Source organism: Pedobacter sp. KH_004 (genome assembly GCF_057840755.1).
Genome location: NZ_CM174519.1, coordinates 73880 through 92506, shown reverse-complemented (window position 1 = coordinate 92506; position 18627 = coordinate 73880). Strand labels below are relative to the sequence as shown.

Annotated in this window: 23 protein-coding genes and 1 tRNA gene; 16 read left to right on the top strand and 8 right to left on the bottom strand. The window is 39.3% G+C overall.

Annotation, left to right across the window (positions count from 1 at the left end; genetic code table 11):
- Positions 1–7 precede the first annotated feature (7 nt).
- Positions 8–388, bottom strand: coding sequence for an START-like domain-containing protein (locus AC3ITD_RS00450; RefSeq protein ID WP_029284154.1), 381 nt, complete (start codon positions 386–388; stop codon positions 8–10).
- A gap of 136 nt (positions 389–524) precedes the next feature.
- On the opposite strand from AC3ITD_RS00450, the gene AC3ITD_RS00445 reads away from it, so the two are divergent.
- Positions 525–598, top strand: a tRNA-Met gene (locus AC3ITD_RS00445).
- 352 nt (positions 599–950) lie between these two features.
- On the opposite strand, the gene AC3ITD_RS00440 is transcribed toward AC3ITD_RS00445, so the two are convergent.
- Positions 951–1868: a helix-turn-helix domain-containing protein gene (locus AC3ITD_RS00440; RefSeq protein WP_489363128.1), complete on the bottom strand. Its 918-nt coding sequence runs from the start codon at positions 1866–1868 to the stop codon at positions 951–953.
- A gap of 63 nt (positions 1869–1931) precedes the next feature.
- Positions 1932–3407 (bottom strand): aldehyde dehydrogenase family protein, encoded by a 1476-nt coding sequence (locus AC3ITD_RS00435; RefSeq protein ID WP_489363126.1) that lies wholly within the window; start codon positions 3405–3407, stop codon positions 1932–1934.
- A gap of 406 nt (positions 3408–3813) precedes the next feature.
- On the opposite strand from AC3ITD_RS00435, the gene AC3ITD_RS00430 reads away from it, so the two are divergent.
- Positions 3814–4206, top strand: a complete 393-nt coding sequence (locus AC3ITD_RS00430; protein ID WP_489363124.1) for a nuclear transport factor 2 family protein — start codon at positions 3814–3816, stop codon at positions 4204–4206.
- Positions 4207–4226: 20 nt separating this feature from the next.
- Here AC3ITD_RS00430 and AC3ITD_RS00425 read toward each other — a convergent pair whose 3' ends face one another.
- Complete coding sequence (locus tag AC3ITD_RS00425) at positions 4227–4610, bottom strand: winged helix-turn-helix transcriptional regulator (RefSeq protein ID WP_489363122.1); 384 nt, start codon at positions 4608–4610, stop codon at positions 4227–4229.
- Between the two features lie 93 nt (positions 4611–4703).
- Here AC3ITD_RS00425 and AC3ITD_RS00420 point away from each other — a divergent pair, with 93 nt between their 5' ends.
- The 5 genes from AC3ITD_RS00420 to AC3ITD_RS00400 all read left to right on the top strand — a co-directional run bounded on the left by AC3ITD_RS00420 (position 4704) and on the right by AC3ITD_RS00400 (position 8727).
- Positions 4704–5087 carry a DoxX family protein gene (locus tag AC3ITD_RS00420; RefSeq protein ID WP_489363120.1) on the top strand — a complete coding sequence of 128 codons (384 nt, stop codon included), beginning with the start codon at positions 4704–4706 and terminating at the stop codon, positions 5085–5087.
- Positions 5088–5129: 42 nt separating this feature from the next.
- Positions 5130–6647: a M1 family aminopeptidase gene (locus AC3ITD_RS00415; RefSeq protein WP_489363118.1), complete on the top strand. Its 1518-nt coding sequence runs from the start codon at positions 5130–5132 to the stop codon at positions 6645–6647.
- 97 nt (positions 6648–6744) lie between these two features.
- Positions 6745–7587, top strand: coding sequence for an alpha/beta fold hydrolase (locus tag AC3ITD_RS00410; RefSeq protein ID WP_489363116.1), 843 nt, complete (start codon positions 6745–6747; stop codon positions 7585–7587).
- A 15-nt stretch (positions 7588–7602) separates the two neighbouring features.
- On the top strand, positions 7603–8067 hold the full coding sequence (locus AC3ITD_RS00405) for a peroxiredoxin (protein ID WP_489363114.1): 465 nt from the start codon (positions 7603–7605) through the stop codon (positions 8065–8067).
- Between the two features lie 63 nt (positions 8068–8130).
- The gene (locus AC3ITD_RS00400) at positions 8131–8727 is read left to right on the top strand and encodes a Crp/Fnr family transcriptional regulator (protein ID WP_489363112.1); all 597 of its coding nucleotides are present in this window, start codon (positions 8131–8133) and stop codon (positions 8725–8727) included.
- A gap of 357 nt (positions 8728–9084) precedes the next feature.
- Here AC3ITD_RS00400 and AC3ITD_RS00395 read toward each other — a convergent pair whose 3' ends face one another.
- Both AC3ITD_RS00395 and AC3ITD_RS00390 read right to left on the bottom strand, forming a co-directional pair.
- Entirely contained in the window at positions 9085–9288 is a 204-nt protein-coding gene (locus AC3ITD_RS00395) for a hypothetical protein (protein ID WP_489363110.1), read from the bottom strand.
- Between the two features lie 17 nt (positions 9289–9305).
- The gene (locus AC3ITD_RS00390) at positions 9306–9743 is read right to left on the bottom strand and encodes a hypothetical protein (RefSeq protein WP_489363108.1); all 438 of its coding nucleotides are present in this window, start codon (positions 9741–9743) and stop codon (positions 9306–9308) included.
- Positions 9744–10236: 493 nt separating this feature from the next.
- Between AC3ITD_RS00390 and AC3ITD_RS00385 the strand changes: the two genes are divergently transcribed.
- The 3 genes from AC3ITD_RS00385 (at position 10237) to AC3ITD_RS00375 (ending at position 12561) form a co-directional block, all read left to right on the top strand.
- Entirely contained in the window at positions 10237–10614 is a 378-nt protein-coding gene (locus AC3ITD_RS00385; RefSeq protein WP_489363106.1) for a VOC family protein, read from the top strand.
- A gap of 36 nt (positions 10615–10650) precedes the next feature.
- Positions 10651–11667, top strand: coding sequence for an SDR family NAD(P)-dependent oxidoreductase (locus AC3ITD_RS00380; RefSeq protein WP_489363104.1), 1017 nt, complete (start codon positions 10651–10653; stop codon positions 11665–11667).
- Positions 11668–11739: 72 nt separating this feature from the next.
- The gene (locus AC3ITD_RS00375; protein ID WP_489363102.1) at positions 11740–12561 is read left to right on the top strand and encodes a helix-turn-helix domain-containing protein; all 822 of its coding nucleotides are present in this window, start codon (positions 11740–11742) and stop codon (positions 12559–12561) included.
- A gap of 61 nt (positions 12562–12622) precedes the next feature.
- On the opposite strand, the gene AC3ITD_RS00370 is transcribed toward AC3ITD_RS00375, so the two are convergent.
- Positions 12623–13021, bottom strand: coding sequence for a winged helix-turn-helix transcriptional regulator (locus AC3ITD_RS00370; RefSeq protein ID WP_489363100.1), 399 nt, complete (start codon positions 13019–13021; stop codon positions 12623–12625).
- A gap of 77 nt (positions 13022–13098) precedes the next feature.
- Here AC3ITD_RS00370 and AC3ITD_RS00365 point away from each other — a divergent pair, with 77 nt between their 5' ends.
- From AC3ITD_RS00365 to AC3ITD_RS00340, 6 genes are all read left to right on the top strand, one after another.
- Positions 13099–13989, top strand: a complete 891-nt coding sequence (locus tag AC3ITD_RS00365; RefSeq protein ID WP_489363098.1) for an NAD(P)H-binding protein — start codon at positions 13099–13101, stop codon at positions 13987–13989.
- A gap of 73 nt (positions 13990–14062) precedes the next feature.
- Positions 14063–14902 carry a helix-turn-helix domain-containing protein gene (locus AC3ITD_RS00360; protein WP_489363096.1) on the top strand — a complete coding sequence of 280 codons (840 nt, stop codon included), beginning with the start codon at positions 14063–14065 and terminating at the stop codon, positions 14900–14902.
- 18 nt (positions 14903–14920) lie between these two features.
- Complete coding sequence (locus AC3ITD_RS00355) at positions 14921–15337, top strand: nucleoside deaminase (RefSeq protein ID WP_489363094.1); 417 nt, start codon at positions 14921–14923, stop codon at positions 15335–15337.
- A gap of 103 nt (positions 15338–15440) precedes the next feature.
- The gene (locus AC3ITD_RS00350) at positions 15441–16493 is read left to right on the top strand and encodes an alpha/beta hydrolase (RefSeq protein ID WP_489363092.1); all 1053 of its coding nucleotides are present in this window, start codon (positions 15441–15443) and stop codon (positions 16491–16493) included.
- A 66-nt stretch (positions 16494–16559) separates the two neighbouring features.
- Positions 16560–17312, top strand: coding sequence for an MBL fold metallo-hydrolase (locus tag AC3ITD_RS00345; RefSeq protein WP_489363090.1), 753 nt, complete (start codon positions 16560–16562; stop codon positions 17310–17312).
- Positions 17313–17388: 76 nt separating this feature from the next.
- The gene (locus tag AC3ITD_RS00340; protein ID WP_489363089.1) at positions 17389–17874 is read left to right on the top strand and encodes a hypothetical protein; all 486 of its coding nucleotides are present in this window, start codon (positions 17389–17391) and stop codon (positions 17872–17874) included.
- Between the two features lie 482 nt (positions 17875–18356).
- On the opposite strand, the gene AC3ITD_RS00335 is transcribed toward AC3ITD_RS00340, so the two are convergent.
- Positions 18357–18539, bottom strand: a complete 183-nt coding sequence (locus AC3ITD_RS00335; RefSeq protein WP_489363088.1) for a hypothetical protein — start codon at positions 18537–18539, stop codon at positions 18357–18359.
- Between the last annotated feature and the right edge of the window lie 88 nt (positions 18540–18627).

The window sequence follows — 18627 nt, the reverse complement described above, 5'->3', positions numbered from 1 at the left end:
CGTTAAACTATGCACCTAAAACGCTAATCAAATAGTCAATTTGGTTATCCCAAATCAATTTTTTCTCTGCCAATAAATCATCGGTAGTAAAATCGGTTATGGCAAGAGCAACATCATTAGTAAGTTCATCTTGCACAATTTCCATTTCGAAATAGCACTGCGGCTCATCATCAAGCCATTTAAACTTCACTAATTTATTTTCTTTAATAGAAACGAGCTTTGCTTTAAGCTGTTCGTCGTCCCAAGTGAAGGTGTAAACCTGATCACGGAAATTTACATCATCGGCAAACCATTGCGATAAGCCATTCGGCTCACTTATAAAGCTATACAAAATTCGTGGTGACGATTTAACCTCGTACTCAAGTGTAAATTTTTTCTTTTCTGCCATGTTAATTCATTACCAGAATATATCCGGACGTATTTTTTTTATTTTATTTTTCTAAAGAAAGGTAATTTATTCTATATTTGCAACTCCAAAAAATAACCACCTAAATATTTGATAATATAAGCAAATATTTTTACCCGGCGGGGTAGCTCAGATGGTTAGAGCGCAGGATTCATAACCCTGAGGTCGGCAGTTCGATCCTGCTCCCCGCTACTTAAACGGCAAAAAGCCTTGAAAGTCGAACTTTTCTAATGAAAATGGACGCATTCAAGGCTTTTCTGTTTTTCAACTATTTTGAGATAAACAGTAAATGACTGACAATAAGATAAATAGCAGTTCAACTCTTATTCGGTTAACCCAATCGGCAGAATTCCACTAAACATTAACAATCAATTATTTACGGTTCGACATTTATTAATTCATTTGATTGCCTACCTTACTGCAATGATCCCTAATGACAATTCTATTAGCACGAAAGTTGCTATTTTGCGCTCAGTTTGGCTAATTTCACAACATATTAATATGAAGAATATGGTAATATTGGAGCAATATTTATTTGGCCTCTCTAGTTAAGGGAACGTTGATACGCTAATGGAGTCATATTGATTTTCTTCTTAAAAACCTTATTAAACGATTGCGGGTGCTCAAAGCCTAATCTGTAGGCAATTTCTGCAACAGATAAACTTGTAGTAGCTAGAAGCTCTTTTGCTTTATCTATAACTTTGCTATGAATGTGCTGCTGGGTATTAAATCCAGTTTGATTTCGTAGCATGTCACTTAGGTAATGTGCAGAAACATGTAGTTCGTCAGCAATATCCTGCACAGTAGGAAGACCCTTCACTAAGGTTTTCTCCTGATCGAAATATTCATCAAGAAAGGTCTCCAATCGTGCCAATAAATCGATATTTGGTATTTTTCTAGTAATAAACTGCCTATTATAATATCTTTTGCTATAATTTAAAAGTAATTCGATTTGCGTAACCATTACTTCCTGACTAAAAGTATCGATAGTGGAATCAAGTTCTTGTTCAATAAATTTAAAGATGCCCATAATAGTTGCCCTTTCCTTATCCGAAAGGTATAATGCCTCTGCTACCGAATAAGAGAAAAAACCATAGTTGCGAATATTTTTTCCCAGTGGAAAATTTCTAATGAAATCAGGATGAAATAATAAGGTATAGCCACTATATTCTGCCTCATCATGTGCCGCTGTAATTACCTGGTTTGGCGATATAAAAGATAGCCCGCCCTCATCAAAGTCGTAATGAGTTTGACCATATTTAATTTTACCCGAGAAGTCCTTCTTATATGAAACTTTATAAAAATTAAAGACCATACCATTTTTTAGGGCCGATGGATCGGAAGTGATTTTACCATAATCCACCAAGCTCAATAAAGGATGCAGGGGTTTGGGTAATCCCAGTGCACGATGTAGCTCAGAGATAGAATTAAATATCAATGGTTTTTTCTGAATATTCTGCATAAACTGTAAGTATTGGCACCTAAACCTTAAATGATGATCTAAGTGCCAAGTTAATAATTATAATTAATTTGATAAGTTATCCTTTGGAATGCCGATCCAAGTTCCCACATCCTGCCTTACCGAAATGGTTTGGGAAATGGTGTAGGCTAATAGTCCAGACAGCCCGCTCTCGCTACCCAGGCCCGATTGCTTATGGCCTGAGAAAGCTACTGAAGGTGAAAGTGCCAAGGCCTCATTTACCCATACCGATCCCGCCTGCAACTGCTCAGCAATAGCTAAACCAGCATTTGCATCCGTTGTCCAAACACTTGCCCCCAAGCCGAAATCTGAAGAATTAGCAAGTGCGATGGCCTCTTCAATGTTATCGAACATGATCAGCGGTAATACTGGCCCAAACTGCTCCTCCTGAACAATCCTAGAATGATGGGGAGGATTATCTATCAGTGTTAATGGAACAAAATAACCAGTTTCACGATCAGGCAAACCACCCAGAAGAAATTGATGTCCATTATCTTTTGAATCCTGTAGCAAGTCTATAATTCGATCATACTGTTGACGGTTCTGAATTGGTCCAAGTTGTGACCCAGGATCGGTACCGTCACCCACGCTTATCGTTCTGGCATATGCAGTCAGGGCCTGTTTCATTGGTTCATAAATATCCTTATGGATATATATTCGTTTGGCGGCAAGACAAATCTGTCCAGAATTTCCGAACGAGGCCCAGAATATCGCTTTGGCAACTACCTGTACATCCACATCGGGCATTACAATGGCAGCATCGTTTCCACCAAGTTCAAGGGTTAAATGTTTTAAAGTAGCTGCTGCACCTGCCATTACCCTACGGCCGGTCTGAGTAGAGCCAGTAAAACTGATTTTTGCAAATCCCGGGTGGCTCGTCATCCACGGCCCTAGATCATCCGATCCCGAAACCACATTCAATACACCTGCAGGCAGTAACTGCTGAAATAGCTCACCCATCTTTAAGGTAGTTAACGGCGTAAATGGCGAAGGCTTTAAAACAACAGTATTACCAGCCAGTAAGGCAGAAGAGATTTTGAATGTGGCCAGCCCTATTGGATAATTCCATGGAGCAATTGCACCTATTACGCCAAGTGGGATGTGTTTGGTAACCGAGCGATGCTCCTCAGAGTGGTCATTAACTGTTTCTGGTAAAGAAAGTTTTGCAGTTTCCCTTAGCCAATAGGCAGCTCCGGCTATTTCCATAGCTGCATCGCTAAGTGTTTTCCCCTGTTCAGCGGTTAGCAACTGGCTTAAATCGGTAACGTTTTGTTCAAGTAGATCAGCCATTTTATTTAGATAAGCTTGTCTCTCGGCATAAGGTACCTTAGACCATTTTAGAAATGATTTATCAGCAGCAGCAACTGCTTTATCTAGCATTTCGCGTGTACAATCTGGCGCCTGTGCAATTACCTTTTCGGTAGCAGGATTAATCACCGTAATTTGATCAGCAGTTGTTTCGCACTTTCCATCAATAGACATGGTAAAGTCACCATTGAAGTTGATTTTTTTTGAAGTCATCTTATTTGATATTAATAGGTTTAATTTTGGTGTCACCATTGGGATGACAGGAACAAAATTGCCAAGTTTTCAAATTAGGCGATAAATTAAAACGGACTTATATGTATCCAAAACGGACGAAAGCAAAAGCCACCAACATCATAGGCCTTGTCGCATAACTGAAAGCCCGCTTGGCTTTTTAAATGTTTATTAAGAATAAAGATCATACAAACTGTCACTGCCTATTCTGTGACGTTAAAATGCGGATTAAAAGAGCCAGCAGAATTAACGTAAACAAACCGTGATGTATTCATCGATACCACCACCAAATACATTCTCCGTTTTGGATACAGCAAAACCCAATATGGCAACATGCCCTAACTGCGTATGCAAGATCTTTGTATCACACAGAAAAAAGAATAGATAAATGGAAAAGCAAATTAAAGATTTCTTGACAGCCACAAACGCATTTGATGTTGATATGGCATTGAACCTGTTTACTAAAAACGCTATCATCGATGATGTATCAGTAGGTGCAAAATTTGAAAACAGCGATGGTGTTCGAGATTATATCGAAAGATATTTTGTCGGTTACCACACAAATACCAAGCTAAAAGACATAGAAGTTACCGGAGCCTTGAATGCAAAAGCAAAGGTTGATTTTACTGGTAATTTTGGATATGAAAAAGGGGTTCTGGAATTTACTTTTAACAAACAAGGCCTAATTGAGCGGATTGATGCCGATCTGGAATATTTCGGCAGATTGTTGGAAATTGAAGGTCAAATGCGTCGTCTTTTGGGAGAACAGGTTGAAGATTAACCATGCTAAAGAGATCGACATCAGGAAGGAGAATATTGTTTTCTCATCGCTATTATTCTTTCCCGATGCTGATTGCCCCAGTTCATCAGCTCTCTGACCACACCATCAAGCGTACAGCTGTAGGGGGTCAATTCGTAGCTAACCGATACGGGAATGGTAGATGTCACCGTGCGAAGGACAAGCCCATTGATTTCGAGTTCTCGAAGCTCCTTTGATAAAACTCGAGGGGTAATACCGTCCAATGCTCTATATATATCCTTAAAACGATGGGCACCTTCTGAAAGAACGAGGAGCAATGGAAGTTTCCATTTGCCACTTACCACATAAAGGGCATCCTTAATAGCTCTTACGCCATCTGTAGTGATCCCTTTGATATCAACCGATTTTTCCCTTGCATTTTCCATATCGCTATCCAATAGTATACCGGTATCCTTTTGTATATCAGTATCCTTTTGATAGCAAAGTTAGCTAGTTTTGACCAGATAAATCATAAAGAAATGAAAACAATAAAAATCACCTATTGGATCAGCACAGGTCTGATTACACTCATGATGCTCTTCTCGGCTTTTTCATACCTCACGCAGGATGATATGAAGAATGCTTTTATACATCTAGGCTTCCCGTCCTATTTTAGGATAGAATTGGCTATAGCTAAACTTATCGGTGCAATACTCATCCTCGCTCCAGTTCCATCTCGTTTCAAAGAATGGGTTTATGCAGGATTTGCAATTACTTTTATCTCTGCACTTATCGCACACGCAGCAAGTGGCGACCTATTATCAGTTACTGCTGTCCCAATTGTCTTTCTTTTAGTCCTGGCAACATCTTACGTCAGTTACCATCGGTTGCGGTTACGACGATCGGACCTTGCAGCGAATTAATACTTTAATGGATATCCATATAACAAAACAAACTAACAAATCATGAAGACACAAAAAAATTCCTCGGATTCTTTCCAATTTCGAATCCTTTTGTTAACAACGGCTATACTTATTTCATTCCATTCAGCAAAGGCCCAAATTATACCGCCTATAGACCGTTTGGACTACCACCTTTCGTGGGATGGTATTTCATCCATCCTAAAAATTGATCTCCAGTATCAAGCAACAACTAAAGACAGCTTGACATTCGTATTCGGTAACCCGGAAGCAGGCGGGCAACCCCGTATTTTCGAAATACTGCAAAACGTTAAAATTGATGGAAGTGACTCGTTAGCTTTAAACCCGGATACGAGAGAGATTAAAATTTATCACCATAGCAAAGGACCAAAAAAGCTGCATTTTGAAATGGACTGCAGGCTCATAAAAGATAAGAGGCGGGCATTGCCCAATGAGGCTTTCCGACCTACTTTAGAAAAGGGTTTTCTTTACACATTAGGCTATCAACTGTTTTTAGGTTTCCCTGAACAACGTTTTAAGCACATCGGCATAGTCTGGGATAATTGGCCTAAAAATATGCCCTACTTAGTTTCCACAGATCCAAAGGCAAAACCCAATGATCTCCAGGTTATAGCAGCCAACAGCGCTGAAATGAACGTGTTCATGTTGCAGATGAGCGATGACCTGGTCATCAAAAAATACGTAATAAAAGGCATTGACAACTACCTGTTAACTTCGAAAAACGATACTACCAGTGGCCTCCCTAAAGACATTATGTCTTTGATGGAGAACTTTATTCCCAAGGTGAGGGATTTCTGGCAGGACTATACCGGATCATATTATATTTTGAGTGCCATCCAACTACGCAATGATGTGGAATCCAAAATGACCGGAATGGGTCTGCGTAATGGGTTCTCTGTTCGCTATCGAGGTCCACTCGACCTTTACAAAACCCGGCTCATCTCCCATGAAATTTCCCACACCTGGATTGGAACAAGGTTGAAATATAAATCGATCAAGATGGAGAACAACTGGTTCAACGAGGGATTCAATGATTATATATCGGTATACAATCTGGTGAGAACAGGGTTGTTTGATGAAAAAGCATTTGTAAATTATATGAATGAGGAAAATCTTAAAGAACATTACAGCAGCCCAGTAGCAACGATACCTGGCGATTCTATTTCAAACGAGTTTTTCACAAACAACCTTTATGAGAAAATCCCTTACCAGCGAGGATTTATCTATGCCTTCTACCTTGATAACCAAATCCGTTTGGCAACCAAAGGCAAACAGAACATGAGAGATTTCTTGGTTGCGCTGTATGCAGAAAACAGAAAGCAGAACAAAGATACTATTGAAAAAGCAAATTTCTTGAAGGCAATTGTCCCATTTCTTCTTGGAAAGGACATCGGTAAGGAAATTGACACCTACTTATTGGATGGAAAATTAATCGACTTTAAAACAGCTAAACTTATCGACGCTTTCCGAATTACCTATGCAAAAGGTTGGCCAGAGCTAAGTTTAACCGAAGGTACAAACCTGAAAGAGATCTATAAATAGTAAAGTCTTAAAAGCTGACCCTGTTATACGATATTAACCCGGGTTAAGAAAATTGAGCGGGAACAGGTCGAGATTTGTAGAAAAATAAAATCATAATATGAAACTTACAAAAATCTATCACAGCCAAATTTTAAAAGCTGCCTGTCTATTGCTAATGGTTACATCTACAGTGTTATTTACCTCTTGTAAAAAAGATGCCGATCCAGCAACATCAAAACCTGTCAAAACTTTCGTGCTGGTACATGGCGCATTTCAGGGCGCCTACAGCTGGAAACAGGTTAAGGAAGATCTGGAAAAACAAGGGCAACAGGTCTTGGTTGTCGAACTACCTAGTCATGGCGATGACAAAACAGACCCAGCAACAATCACAATGGATAGTTACAAGAATAAGGTGGTCTCTACCATTCAGGGTTTACCGGGAAAAGTAATTTTGGTTGGCCATAGCATGGGCGGTATGGTAATATCGGCAGCTGCTGAAGCTATACCAGAAAAGATTGAACGGTTGATTTATGTTGGCGCATTTGTTCCGGCAAACGGACAGTCCCTGCAAGAATTGTCTTTGGGAGATCCTGACAGCAAGCTAAAGCTCATCCTGCAACCAACAGCCCAAGGCACCATAGAAATAAACGACCTCAGCAAACTCACAGAAGTATTTTGCGCCGATGCGAGTACAGCATTAAAGACAGAGCTACTTAGCAAATACCGCCCCGATCCGATCGCACCTTTCGCAGAAAACGTTATGCTTAGCATTGGAAAATTTGGATCTGTAAACAAAAGCTACATCAGAACAATAAATGACCTGGCCATTGGTCTTGCCGCCCAGAATAAAATGTTGACCGCGGCAGCAATAAAAGATGTTTACGATCTGCAAAGTAGCCATTGTCCACATCTGTCAAAACCAGTTGAACTGTCCAACCTATTGTTCAAAATATCAAATTAAAAATTTAAAGCATCAATGTCAAACAACAAAATCAACATAGGGGACCATGTCCCCTTGTTCACTTTACAAGATCAAAATGGCCAAACTTTCTTGATTAAAGATTTTATTGGCAAGAAAAAGCTTGTTATTTATTTTTACCCCAAAGATGAGAGCAGCGGATGTACAAAGGAAGCATGTTCATTTCGAGATAGTTATCAATTTTTTGAGGATGCTGGAGCAATAGTAGTTGGGATAAATTCCGCGAGCCCCGAAAGTCACCGGAACTTCGCAAAGAACCACCATCTGAAATTCACCTTGCTGAGCGATCCTGGAAATAAAGTATTAAGTTTGTTTGGAATCAAGAATGTTTTGTTCCTAACGGGAAGGGAAACATTTTTGGTAGATGAAGGCGGATTGATCAAATTTCGCTATCGTGGTTTTCTCGACGGGGCAGCCCATGTTAAAGAAACCATCGGCTACCTTAAATCAGAAAACATCTAGAATCTTGGCTAATCAGAGATCCAATGTAGGCTAGCCGATTAAATCAGTATTTAAAAGTAAATTATGGAAAGCGTATATCTGCGTCAATTACAAATAGCACTAAAGGAATTCGCTGGTATCGACGAGCCCGCTTTTGACCTCAGTAAGGAATTTTGGAAAGAACATCATTTCATAAAAGGTGAGTTTTACAATGAATATAAAAATGTTTGCAAACGCTTGGGCTTTGTGATTGAGGGCATATTTCGGACCTATCACGTAAGTTCCCATAGTGGTGAGCAAAGGAACATGTTCTTTTATTCTGAGCAACAGCTAGTGGTCTCCTACAAAAGTTTTGTTGAGCAATCGCCCTGTAATTATTTTACAGAGGCGATGCTCGACTCAACAATTCTATATATCCATGTTGACTCCCTGCAAAAGCTATATAATCTCTCGAAAGATTGGGAACGGTTTGGTCGGCTAATAGCAGAGCGGGCCTTTATCATGGCAATGTCGAAGGCCGAATCATTTATGTTTCGCAAACCTGAAGAGTGTTATTTGGAACTCGTTAGCCAACACAGATATTTAACAGAACGTGTCCCTCTATATCAGATCGCATCTTATCTCGGTATACAAGCGCCATCTTTAAGCAGGATTAGGCGGAAACTCATTGGAAAAACTTGAGGTATAAATCGGTGTGCTAAAGCTTCAAATCTCCATTTCCCAGATTAACAGCAGTTCTCTGATAAAATCATAGGCCGTTAATCATAATTTAAGAAAGTTTTCTTCCTCCTATACTGTCCTTCAACCTTATTCTTCAGTACTTTCTCAAAATTTACCACCTCTTCACAATCATCATAGAAGTTAGACCTATTGAAGCTTAACCTACATAAGGAAACAGCATATATTTGTTGTTTCCTTTTTTTATACCCATAAACCACTATACAACAATTAGTTGTACCCATCCCATTACCGGTTCGATATTTTCCAACCAGTTAACGTATACCAAAACGAGTTTGGGTCTAAAAAAACCTATCAAGGTTACGCCAAACAATTATTTGGCTTGTTCGACTTTTCCTTAGGGATCTCGGCATTTTTCAACCCCATTTTTCTGTTATGGATTTTGGCCATGAGATATAAAAAATTCAGTATTACCACAGCCTCTTCGTCATTAACCTCTATGCCGTTTCTGGCAAGCAATCCAATTGCCTTCCTGCTGGAAACCTTCCTATCTATAAAATCCATTTGCTTTTCCTATTATCCTATTTACAAACCAATATCTTCGAAAGCGCAACATTATGTCCAATAGAGACCCCGCTTTTATTTAGGTCTATCTCCACTGGAGGAAAAAAGCTGACCAACTGCTTTTTATCTGCCGTATCGAGACTTTTAAAGGCCCCAAATATGTCGATTGAGGATCTTAGGTCAAACTTCCTCTGTTCTTCGATGGCCCGTAGCTTGGTAGCAACGTTACAAAGTTCCTTCCTTATACCGTCAGTAATCCTCCGAAATTCACTTTTCATCTCGCTATAGTCGTCAAATTTCAATATGTTCTCTACGAACAGTTTTCTCGCCCTGGAGAGTATTGTCTCCTGCTCGCCTAACTGACGCCGAAGCGCCTGCCTTTCGTAAAGGAATTCTACCTTCTGTGTATCCACATTCCAGTCTGCAAGAATGGTACCGAACAGATCACTTGCCATTCCCGACAGTTCCAATTTCTGGAGTTGTTCCCTATAGCTGTCGTTTAGCTTATCTGCCCTGACCCTTGCACTGAACCTCTATATCATATCGCCTCTTATTTGGGCATACAATCACCCTCTTTAAGCAGGATTAGGCGGAAACTCATCGGAAGAACTTGAGGTATCAATCGGTGTGCTAAATCTTCAAATCTCTATTTCCCAGATGAACAACAGTTCTATGATAAAATCATAGGCCGTTAATCATAATTTAAGAAGTTTTTTTGCTTCGATAATGCCAGTCGACTTTATTAGACAATGCCTTTTCAAAATACAGCAATCAGATCAGGATAGTCCACATTAACTGCTTAGAAGTTTTTAACTGCATATTGGTCATTCTATAAAATTTCTAATGAGGATATAGTGGCCTTTAAACCAAAGTAAATTCGGCCTTTTAAACAAACCTCACAATCTCGATGGTCAATAACTTTGTATAGTAAAAAAAACTTAAAAAATTATGATTGATCACGTTATTCTTACCGTAAGCGACTTCGAGCGCTCAATTGATTTTTATAATTCGGCTATGAAACCGTTAGGCATTTCGATGACCCACGATTTTAAGGGACCTGGTGAACATCCCGATCTAAAAGGGTTTGGAGATGCTAATACTATTTATTTCTGGCTCAAGCAGGGCGATCCAACACCAGGTGGCGTACATGTTGGATTCGTAGCGAAAGATAACGAACAGGTAGAGTTGTTCCACGAAGCAGCGATTGCTGCTGGTGCAAAAAATGTGGAACAGCCCAGGGTCTTCACCGAATATTATCCAGGATACTATGCAGCATGGATATTGGATCCTGACGGGTATGAAATTGAGCTAGCTCATAAAAGCTAGAGAAGTCCTATAAATAATTTTCAAGAGACAAAACATATGGATAACAATAACTATAATGGTGTATGGCAACATGCAATCAGCTCAGGTTTTGGGCCTGAATCTACAGCAATTGAGGTTATTAAAGGTACTGACTTAAGCGGAAAAATAGCAATAGTTACTGGTGGATATGCAGGTATAGGCTTAGAAACAGTAAAAGCATTGGTGTCAGCGGGAGCTCACGTTATTGTCCCGGCAAGAAATAAAGAGAAGGCTTTAAAAAACCTGGATGGAATAGCCAATACGGATGTGGAAACAATGGATTTAACGGATCCCCGTTCTATTGATGAGTTTGCCAACAGGTTTTTAGCATCTGATAGGCCTTTACATTTGCTAATTAACAATGCAGGTATTATGTGGGTACCGTTAGAAAGAGATTCACGTGGATACGAATCCCAACTTTCAACCAACTACCTCGGACATTTTCAATTAACGGCCCTACTTTGGAGTGCTCTGGTAAAAGCCTCTGGGGCAAGAGTAATTAATGTTTCCTCTTGGGGCCATCATTTCTCTCCTTTTATATTCGAGGATCCCAATTTTGTAAATAGAGAGTTTGAGTCATTCTCAGCGTACGGACAATCAAAAACAGCGAGTATCCTATTTTCGTTGGAATTGGACAATAGAGGTAAAAAATCAGGAGTTCGCTCTTATTCCCTACATCCAGGCATAATCTCTGAATCTGAACTAGGCCGCAACGTTCCACATGAAGACCTTGTTGCCTATGGAGTTTTTGATGAAAACGGTATTGTAATCAACGATCCCTCTAGAGGGCTTAAATCTATTTCACAAGGTGCCTCAACAACAGTCTGGTGCGCTACAAGCCCATCTTTAGACCATATAGGTGGAGTTTATTGTGAAAATGCGAACATAGCTGAGTTGGATCGGGAACAAGCCAATGAAAATATGGACGGTTCATCAATGATGAAAGGTGTAGCTGGATTCGCACTTGATCAGATATATAGTCAAAAGTTGTGGGTTTTAAGTGAAGAGCTTACCGGTTTAAAATTCTCAATATAAATAATCAAGACAACCTTAAGCAGAGGTGTTTATTAGATATCTCTGCTTATATTTATACCTTAAATAAGTCTTATGTCAGGACAGGAACAAAGTAAGTATGCGGAAATTCTTCTATCTTGCATTGAAGAAAATTATTATGAAGCTGAAGTGGCTTTGGAGTTTCATGCCTTTGCCAAGGTAGTTTCGGGTGAAATGAAGGTGATCCAGGGGGATGAAACTTTTACTTTTGAGCCAGGAGACACCCTATTATTCCCCTGCAATCAGCTGTCAACATTAATCAAAAATCCGAAGAACGGCTTACCATATAAGGCTATTGTTATCTCCTTTACCCCAGAGCGCTTAAGAGAATTCTATCGGGAAAATCCAATCCACATTACCGGGCCACACGCCCATAAAATAAGAAGTTTCAGCACGGATCCGCTTTTGGAAAGTTATTTTGCCTCCCTTATCCCTTACTTCGGGTTGGAAAGAAATTTGCCGGAAAAAATTGTTTCAATGAAAATAGTTGAGGCGCTAACTATTCTTCGCGCTATCGACATGAACATTGATAATTTCTTTTCCACTTTTCTCCAATCCTACAAATTGGATATCGCTGATTTTATGGAAAAGAACTTCAGGTATAATCTTACAATAGAACGATTCAGTATTTTGACGGGCAGAAGTCTTACCACCTTTAAGCGGGATTTTAAAAAGGCATATAATACCACACCCCAAAAATGGATATTGCAAAAAAGACTGGAGCTTGCGCATTACAAGTTGTCAGAAAAGGGAGAAAAACCGAAGGATGTTTATTTAGCAACCGGCTTTGAAAATCTTTCCCATTTCTCACACTCCTTTAAAAAGCACTTCGGCTATGCTCCAACAGAATTATCTATAGCTGTCCCAATTAGTTAGTTGGAATAAAATTTATATCGTAAAAACAACATAGAACTGAAAATAAGGGCAGTATTGCCTGTTATATGCTTTGTGAGGTACTTGGCATTGCTTGCATTAAATCCTTGAATTTATCACTATCCTGCATAGCCCAATCTGCCAGCAATAGCAAAGCAGGGACTAACCTGGCACCAGACTCTGTTAAGGTGTAAGTTGTGATTGGAGGCATTAATTGGACGACCTCTCTGCTAATTAACATGTGTTCACACAATTGTTTGAGGTGCTGAACCAGCATTTTTTCTGTAATCGCAGGAATTGCCCTTTTTATATCGCTATAACGCTTTGGCCCTTCTTTTAGATGATAAAGAATAATTGGCTTCCAATGTCCGCCAACTTTATTCATCACATAGGTGATAGGGCAATGCGACTCTGAAATAGATTTGTTGGCATTCCACGTCGATGCCTCTTTTACTTTTGTCATGACTACTTACTTTGGGGTATGTGCTTGTATCAAAGTTAATGTAAAATCATCTTTGTGCATTAATAAATAAATACTATATGAATTTTACAATATTAGGTTCACTGGGTAATGTTAGCAAACCACTTGCAGAAATTTTAATCAGCAAGGGGCATAGAGTGACAATCGTTAGCAGCAACCAGCAAAAAAGAAATGAGATTGAATCTTTAGGGGCAAAGGCGGCTATTGGTTCGGTTACAGATGTAGATTTTCTAAATGCGGCTTTTAAGGATGCAGATGCAGTTTACACGATGGTTCCACCCAATTGGGAAGTTACTGATTATAGAGGTTATATAGCAAAAACCGGGGAAGTTTACCGAGTTGCAATTCAAAAATCCGGCATTAAGCGTGTTGTCAATTTAAGCAGTGTAGGTGCTCACCTGAGTCAGGGAACCGGGCCTATAGCGGGTCTTTATGATGTAGAGCATGCTTTTAAGAACCTAGATGGTGTCTCCGTGAAGCATTTACGTGCCGGTATTTTCTATATCAATTATTTCTTTGATATAGGTACAATTCGAAATATGGGACTGATGGGAAATAATTACGGCTCCCATACGCCGCTTCTTTTGGTACATCCACGAGATATCGCAATGGCAGCTGTACAGGAACTTGAAGAAATCTTCGAAGGTAAAAGTTCACGATATGTTGTTAGCGAAAGAATAACAGTAAGTGAAGCTGTAAAAATTCTAGGGAGCTCAATTGGCATGCCGCAGTTACCCTGGGTTCAATTTCGTGATGAAGAGGCATATGTAGGCATGACGGCTTCTGGTATGTCGCCTGCTATTGCCAAAGTATATGTTGAGATGGGTAACGCCATTCAAAGCGGGATTCTGTTTGAAGATTTCCAAGCTAACAATCCGCCTTTTTGGGGGAAAACCACCTTGATTGATTTTGCCACAGAATTCGCTGCTGTATATAAATCCCAAGTCTAATTATTATATACTGTTGTAATAAGCATCTAAACTGCTCAATGTAAAAGGATTACCAAGAAATAACCTATTTTAAATGCTACTAGAACATATTGTGCCCAAAACCAAAGGGAAGCTTATACTTATACATCATGAGCCTGTATTAGGGAAAGTTTTTGAAGAGAAAACTGAAAAGGAACAACTCTTAACGATCGCTTTTAATACCGGTGAAACCCAGCGAATGGTAATCAATGGGGCTACATTTGACTTTCCATCCCAAAATGTGCTCCCAATGGTATCGCGTGAAGTTTTTCAATTCGATAAACCAGAACAAATAACAATGTTTCAATATAATCGGGATTTTATTTGCCTTGAAGATGCCACTCACGAAATCAGCTGTATCAGCGTAATGTTCTTTGGTTTTTCCGGTAATTTGTTTCTGCACTTGGATAAAATTCATCACAATAAAATCGCTAACCTTCGGCAAATGTTTATGGATGAATTCAGTACCAGAGATAGCATACAGACCGAAATGCTGCAGATGTTATTGAAGCAACTAATCAACATTACAACCAGGCTGGCCAAAGACCAGTATATGAATGGAAGAACATTGGAAGATCAAAAATTTGATATGATCAGACAATTTAACCTTTTGGTGGACCAACATTACAAAACAGAGCACCAGGTACAGTTTTATGCCAGTGCACTTAACCGTTCTCCCAAAACCATATCAAATTTATTTGCACAGTATAATTACCGTTCACCTTTACAGATCATTCATGACCGGATTATTAGTGAGGCTAAGCGCCAATTTTATTATACGAGTAAGTCGTCAAAGGAGATTGCTTATGAGCTTGGTTTTAGTGAGGCCGCTCACTTTAGTCGTTTCTTTAAAAACGCCACTAAACAAAACATCTCTGATTTTAAGAGGAACTAGTTAGAATTAGCCATAAGCATGAATAAACACAACTACTATATTAACCGCTGCGTTGAACTTGCCTTGATTGCAAAAAATAAAGGGGAAAGTGCCGTTGGGAGTGTACTTGTATTAAACGGGGCAGTTATTGGTGAGGGCTATGAGCAAAGCGTGCAACAAAAAGATATTACCCGACATGCCGAAGTGGTGGCGATTTTGAATGCTGTAGCCAAAAATTATGATTGCAAAGGTGCTATTCTTTATTCAAATATGGAGCCCTGTATCCTGTGCTCCTATGTTATTCGTCATTATCAAATCGCCACTGTGGTTTTCAGCAAGCGCTGTGGCGAGCTGGGAGGCACCAATCCTCAATTTAATATACTTAGTACAAATGATATTTCCTCTTGGGCAGAAGCGCCAAAAATAATCCTAATCCAGTCAGATAATTTAATTTAAGGATAAAACGCCAATTCTTCGGGAAGGATATCCATTTTTTGGCGCTTGGTTCTAACCCATCTTTGTATTGTCAATAACGACATAAATATTAAAAAATAATACAATGAAAACTCAAAACCAAGTACCAGGCAATAAAGTAGCCGCACTCGTTGCAGGAATCCTTTTAACAACTGGCATCTCTACAGTTAGTGCCCAGGTGCAAGATTATGCTACTGATCCACACTTAACACCCGCAGTCAAAACTTTCCTTAAAGCAATCCACGGAGGTCCGGGAATAGAAACACTTTCTACCAAGGATGCTCGTAAAGTACTTGAAGATGCGCAAGCAAGCGTTAAATTCGATTATTCTCAGGTTAGCGAATCAGAGAGAACAATTACCCAAGACGGTATCACGGTAAAAATATTTATCATGCGTCCAAAAGGGATTAAAGAAACATTACCAGCATTTATGTTTATTCATGGCGGTGGATGGATACTTGGAGATTATCCTACCCATAAACGTATGGTTAGAGATCTGGTATTAGGGTCAGGTGCAGCAGGCGTATTTGTAGAATATACCAGAACTCCGGAAGCAGCTTATCCTACAGCGATAAATGAAGTTTATGCAGCTACCAAATGGGTTGCGGAACATGGATCAGAGATCAATGTTGATGGTAAAAAATTAGCGGTTGTAGGTAATAGCGCAGGAGGAAATTTAGCTGCTGTTTTATCGATCATGGCTAAAGAACGTAAAAGCCCGGAAATTAAAACAGTGGTATTGATGTGGCCTACTACTGATACCGATTTTACTACTGAATCAATGAAAGCATTTGGTGCAGACCGTTTTCTCACCATTCCGTTTATGAAGCAACTTTATGATCTGTACGTTCCTGATCACTCAAAACGCAACGACATTCACGTTTCCCCACTATTAGCTACCACTGAACAATTGAAAGGTTTGCCTCCAACGCTGATACAAATTGCTGAAAACGACGTATTGCGTGACGAAGGCGAAGCATACGGGCGAAAGTTGTCCGAAGCAGGGGTTAAAGCCACAACTGTCAGATATAACGGTGTAATCCATGACTTCGGATTGCTAAATCCATTGGCAGATTTGCCGCAAACTAAGGATTTGTTTATCCAAGCCTCTGCCCAGTTAAAATCATATCTGAAGTAATTTCACTACACCTGCCTTTTAGTTGATCGAAGACAGGTGTTTTTTTACAACATTAAATCTAATCAAATGAAAATTACAAGATTATCATGGGCGGGTTTGTTACTGGAAAGTACTACGACCTCTATTTATATTGATCCATTGCAAAATGTGACGCACATGGCACCCTTCTTAGGAGAACCCAAATTTCCAGTGTTTTCTGTGCCTTTTGCAAAAACCTTAATTGCCAGTGCATTGATTACGCATATTCACCAAGACCATTTTGATTTACCACTGCTACGCGAACTGATTGGCAGCAAAGGTGATATTTGGGGGCCAAGTGCCGTTAAAAATGCAGGAAAAGAAGACGGGCTCGATGTTAGCGACGTAAAACTGTACGAAACCTTTATGGCTGGCGATTTCAGGGTAACAGCAGTACCGGCCGTTGATTGGATAGGAGATGAACAGGTCTCTTATATAATAAGTGATGGCAAGCACACCATAATACATGGTGGAGATACTAATTGGCATGGCTACTGGTGGCCTATTGCCAAAAAATACGGGCCATTCGATGCAGCCTTCCTACCTGTTAATGGCGTTATTGGCGTAGTGCCCGGTGTTAACCCTCCAGCGGGAATGTTCGGTACAATGACACCAGCTCAGGCAGTTAGTGCTACACGCATTCTTGGCGCTGAAGTTTTGGTACCTATGCATTACGCCCAGTTTCATAATGCGCCTGCCTATACTCAATTTCCTGACCTAGAGAACGTTTTAGATCAATCTGGAGTAGAACAGGGTATTAAGATAAGAAGACTGAAAGACGGAGAGACAATAGAACTATAGACATTAAACAACAACAACAAAGGAAAGCCCTTACAAAGACGTGGCTTATCAAAATCTTATAATAAACAATAGAATCATGCAAAATCAACTTTCGTTACTTGGAATAATCCATACGGTAATCAGCATTATAGCACTCGTACCCGCAGCTTATGCTTTAGTCCGTTACGGGCAAATCAAGCCCGAATCTACATCAGGAAAGGCATATATTTATCTAACTATAATTGCCTGTCTAACCTCCTTACCTATAATGAAAAGTGGCCATTATACGATTGGCCACATATTCGCAATCCTAATACTAGGATTATTCCTTTTATCATATTTCGCAAAAAGTATTTTTGGCACCAAAAGTTTGTATGTGCAAACAGTCGCTATATCAAGCACTTTATTTTTCTCCCTAATTCCAGCTATAGTAGAGACCTTGACCCGTATACCTATTGGTCACCCTATTGCCAACGGCCCCGATGAACCAATTTTACAGATTGTGCTATTGAGTATCTTAATATTTTATGTAGGCGGTGTTAGCTATCAACTTTATCGCTTAAGACAAGCCCTACTTTATTAAAATACTAATACATGGAAGAACTAGTGAGGCATACCTACCTTTCAATTCAATCGGAACAAATCAAGATATCACATAACATTGTCCCTGAACCGTCACAAAACTAGTAAAACCTCAATCACTCATCTCGATACTAAAAAAGCGCATCAAAAACTACTCTTTCCTTTTTCTGTAATCTTTCTTTTTACGATAGTGTCCCTCAACCTTATCCTTTAAAACTTTCTCAAAATTTACCACCGCTTCACAATCATCATAGAAGTTAGACCTATTGAAGCTTAACTCTACTAAAACGGCAAAAGCCTTGAAAGTCGAACTTTTCTAATGAAAACGGACACATTCAAGGCTTTTTTTGTTTTCCAACTATTCTGAAATAAACTGTAAATATCTGATAATAAGACAAATATAGGTTCAACTCCTATTTGGTTAACCCAGTCTGCTACATTTTTTTCTACATACTGATTATCAATCGATTAAGGTTCGACTATTTACGTTCCACTTTCATCATCAATATTATTCTTTAAGTAATCACAATAAACAATTTCCGCAAACCTTTTAATTGTCTGTACCACCTCTAAGGCCTCCTTGTCTGAGAAGTTAGAAAAAATCTTAAAGGATTTTACCTCGTCGATTGTAAGGTCATTCAGTCGGCTTAATTCCGATTCGTTCATATTTTCCATGTTATTTTAATTAATATTCTATTTTAAAAAACCAAATTTTTAAAAAATAATTGATTTTTAAATCGACAGAATGACCATT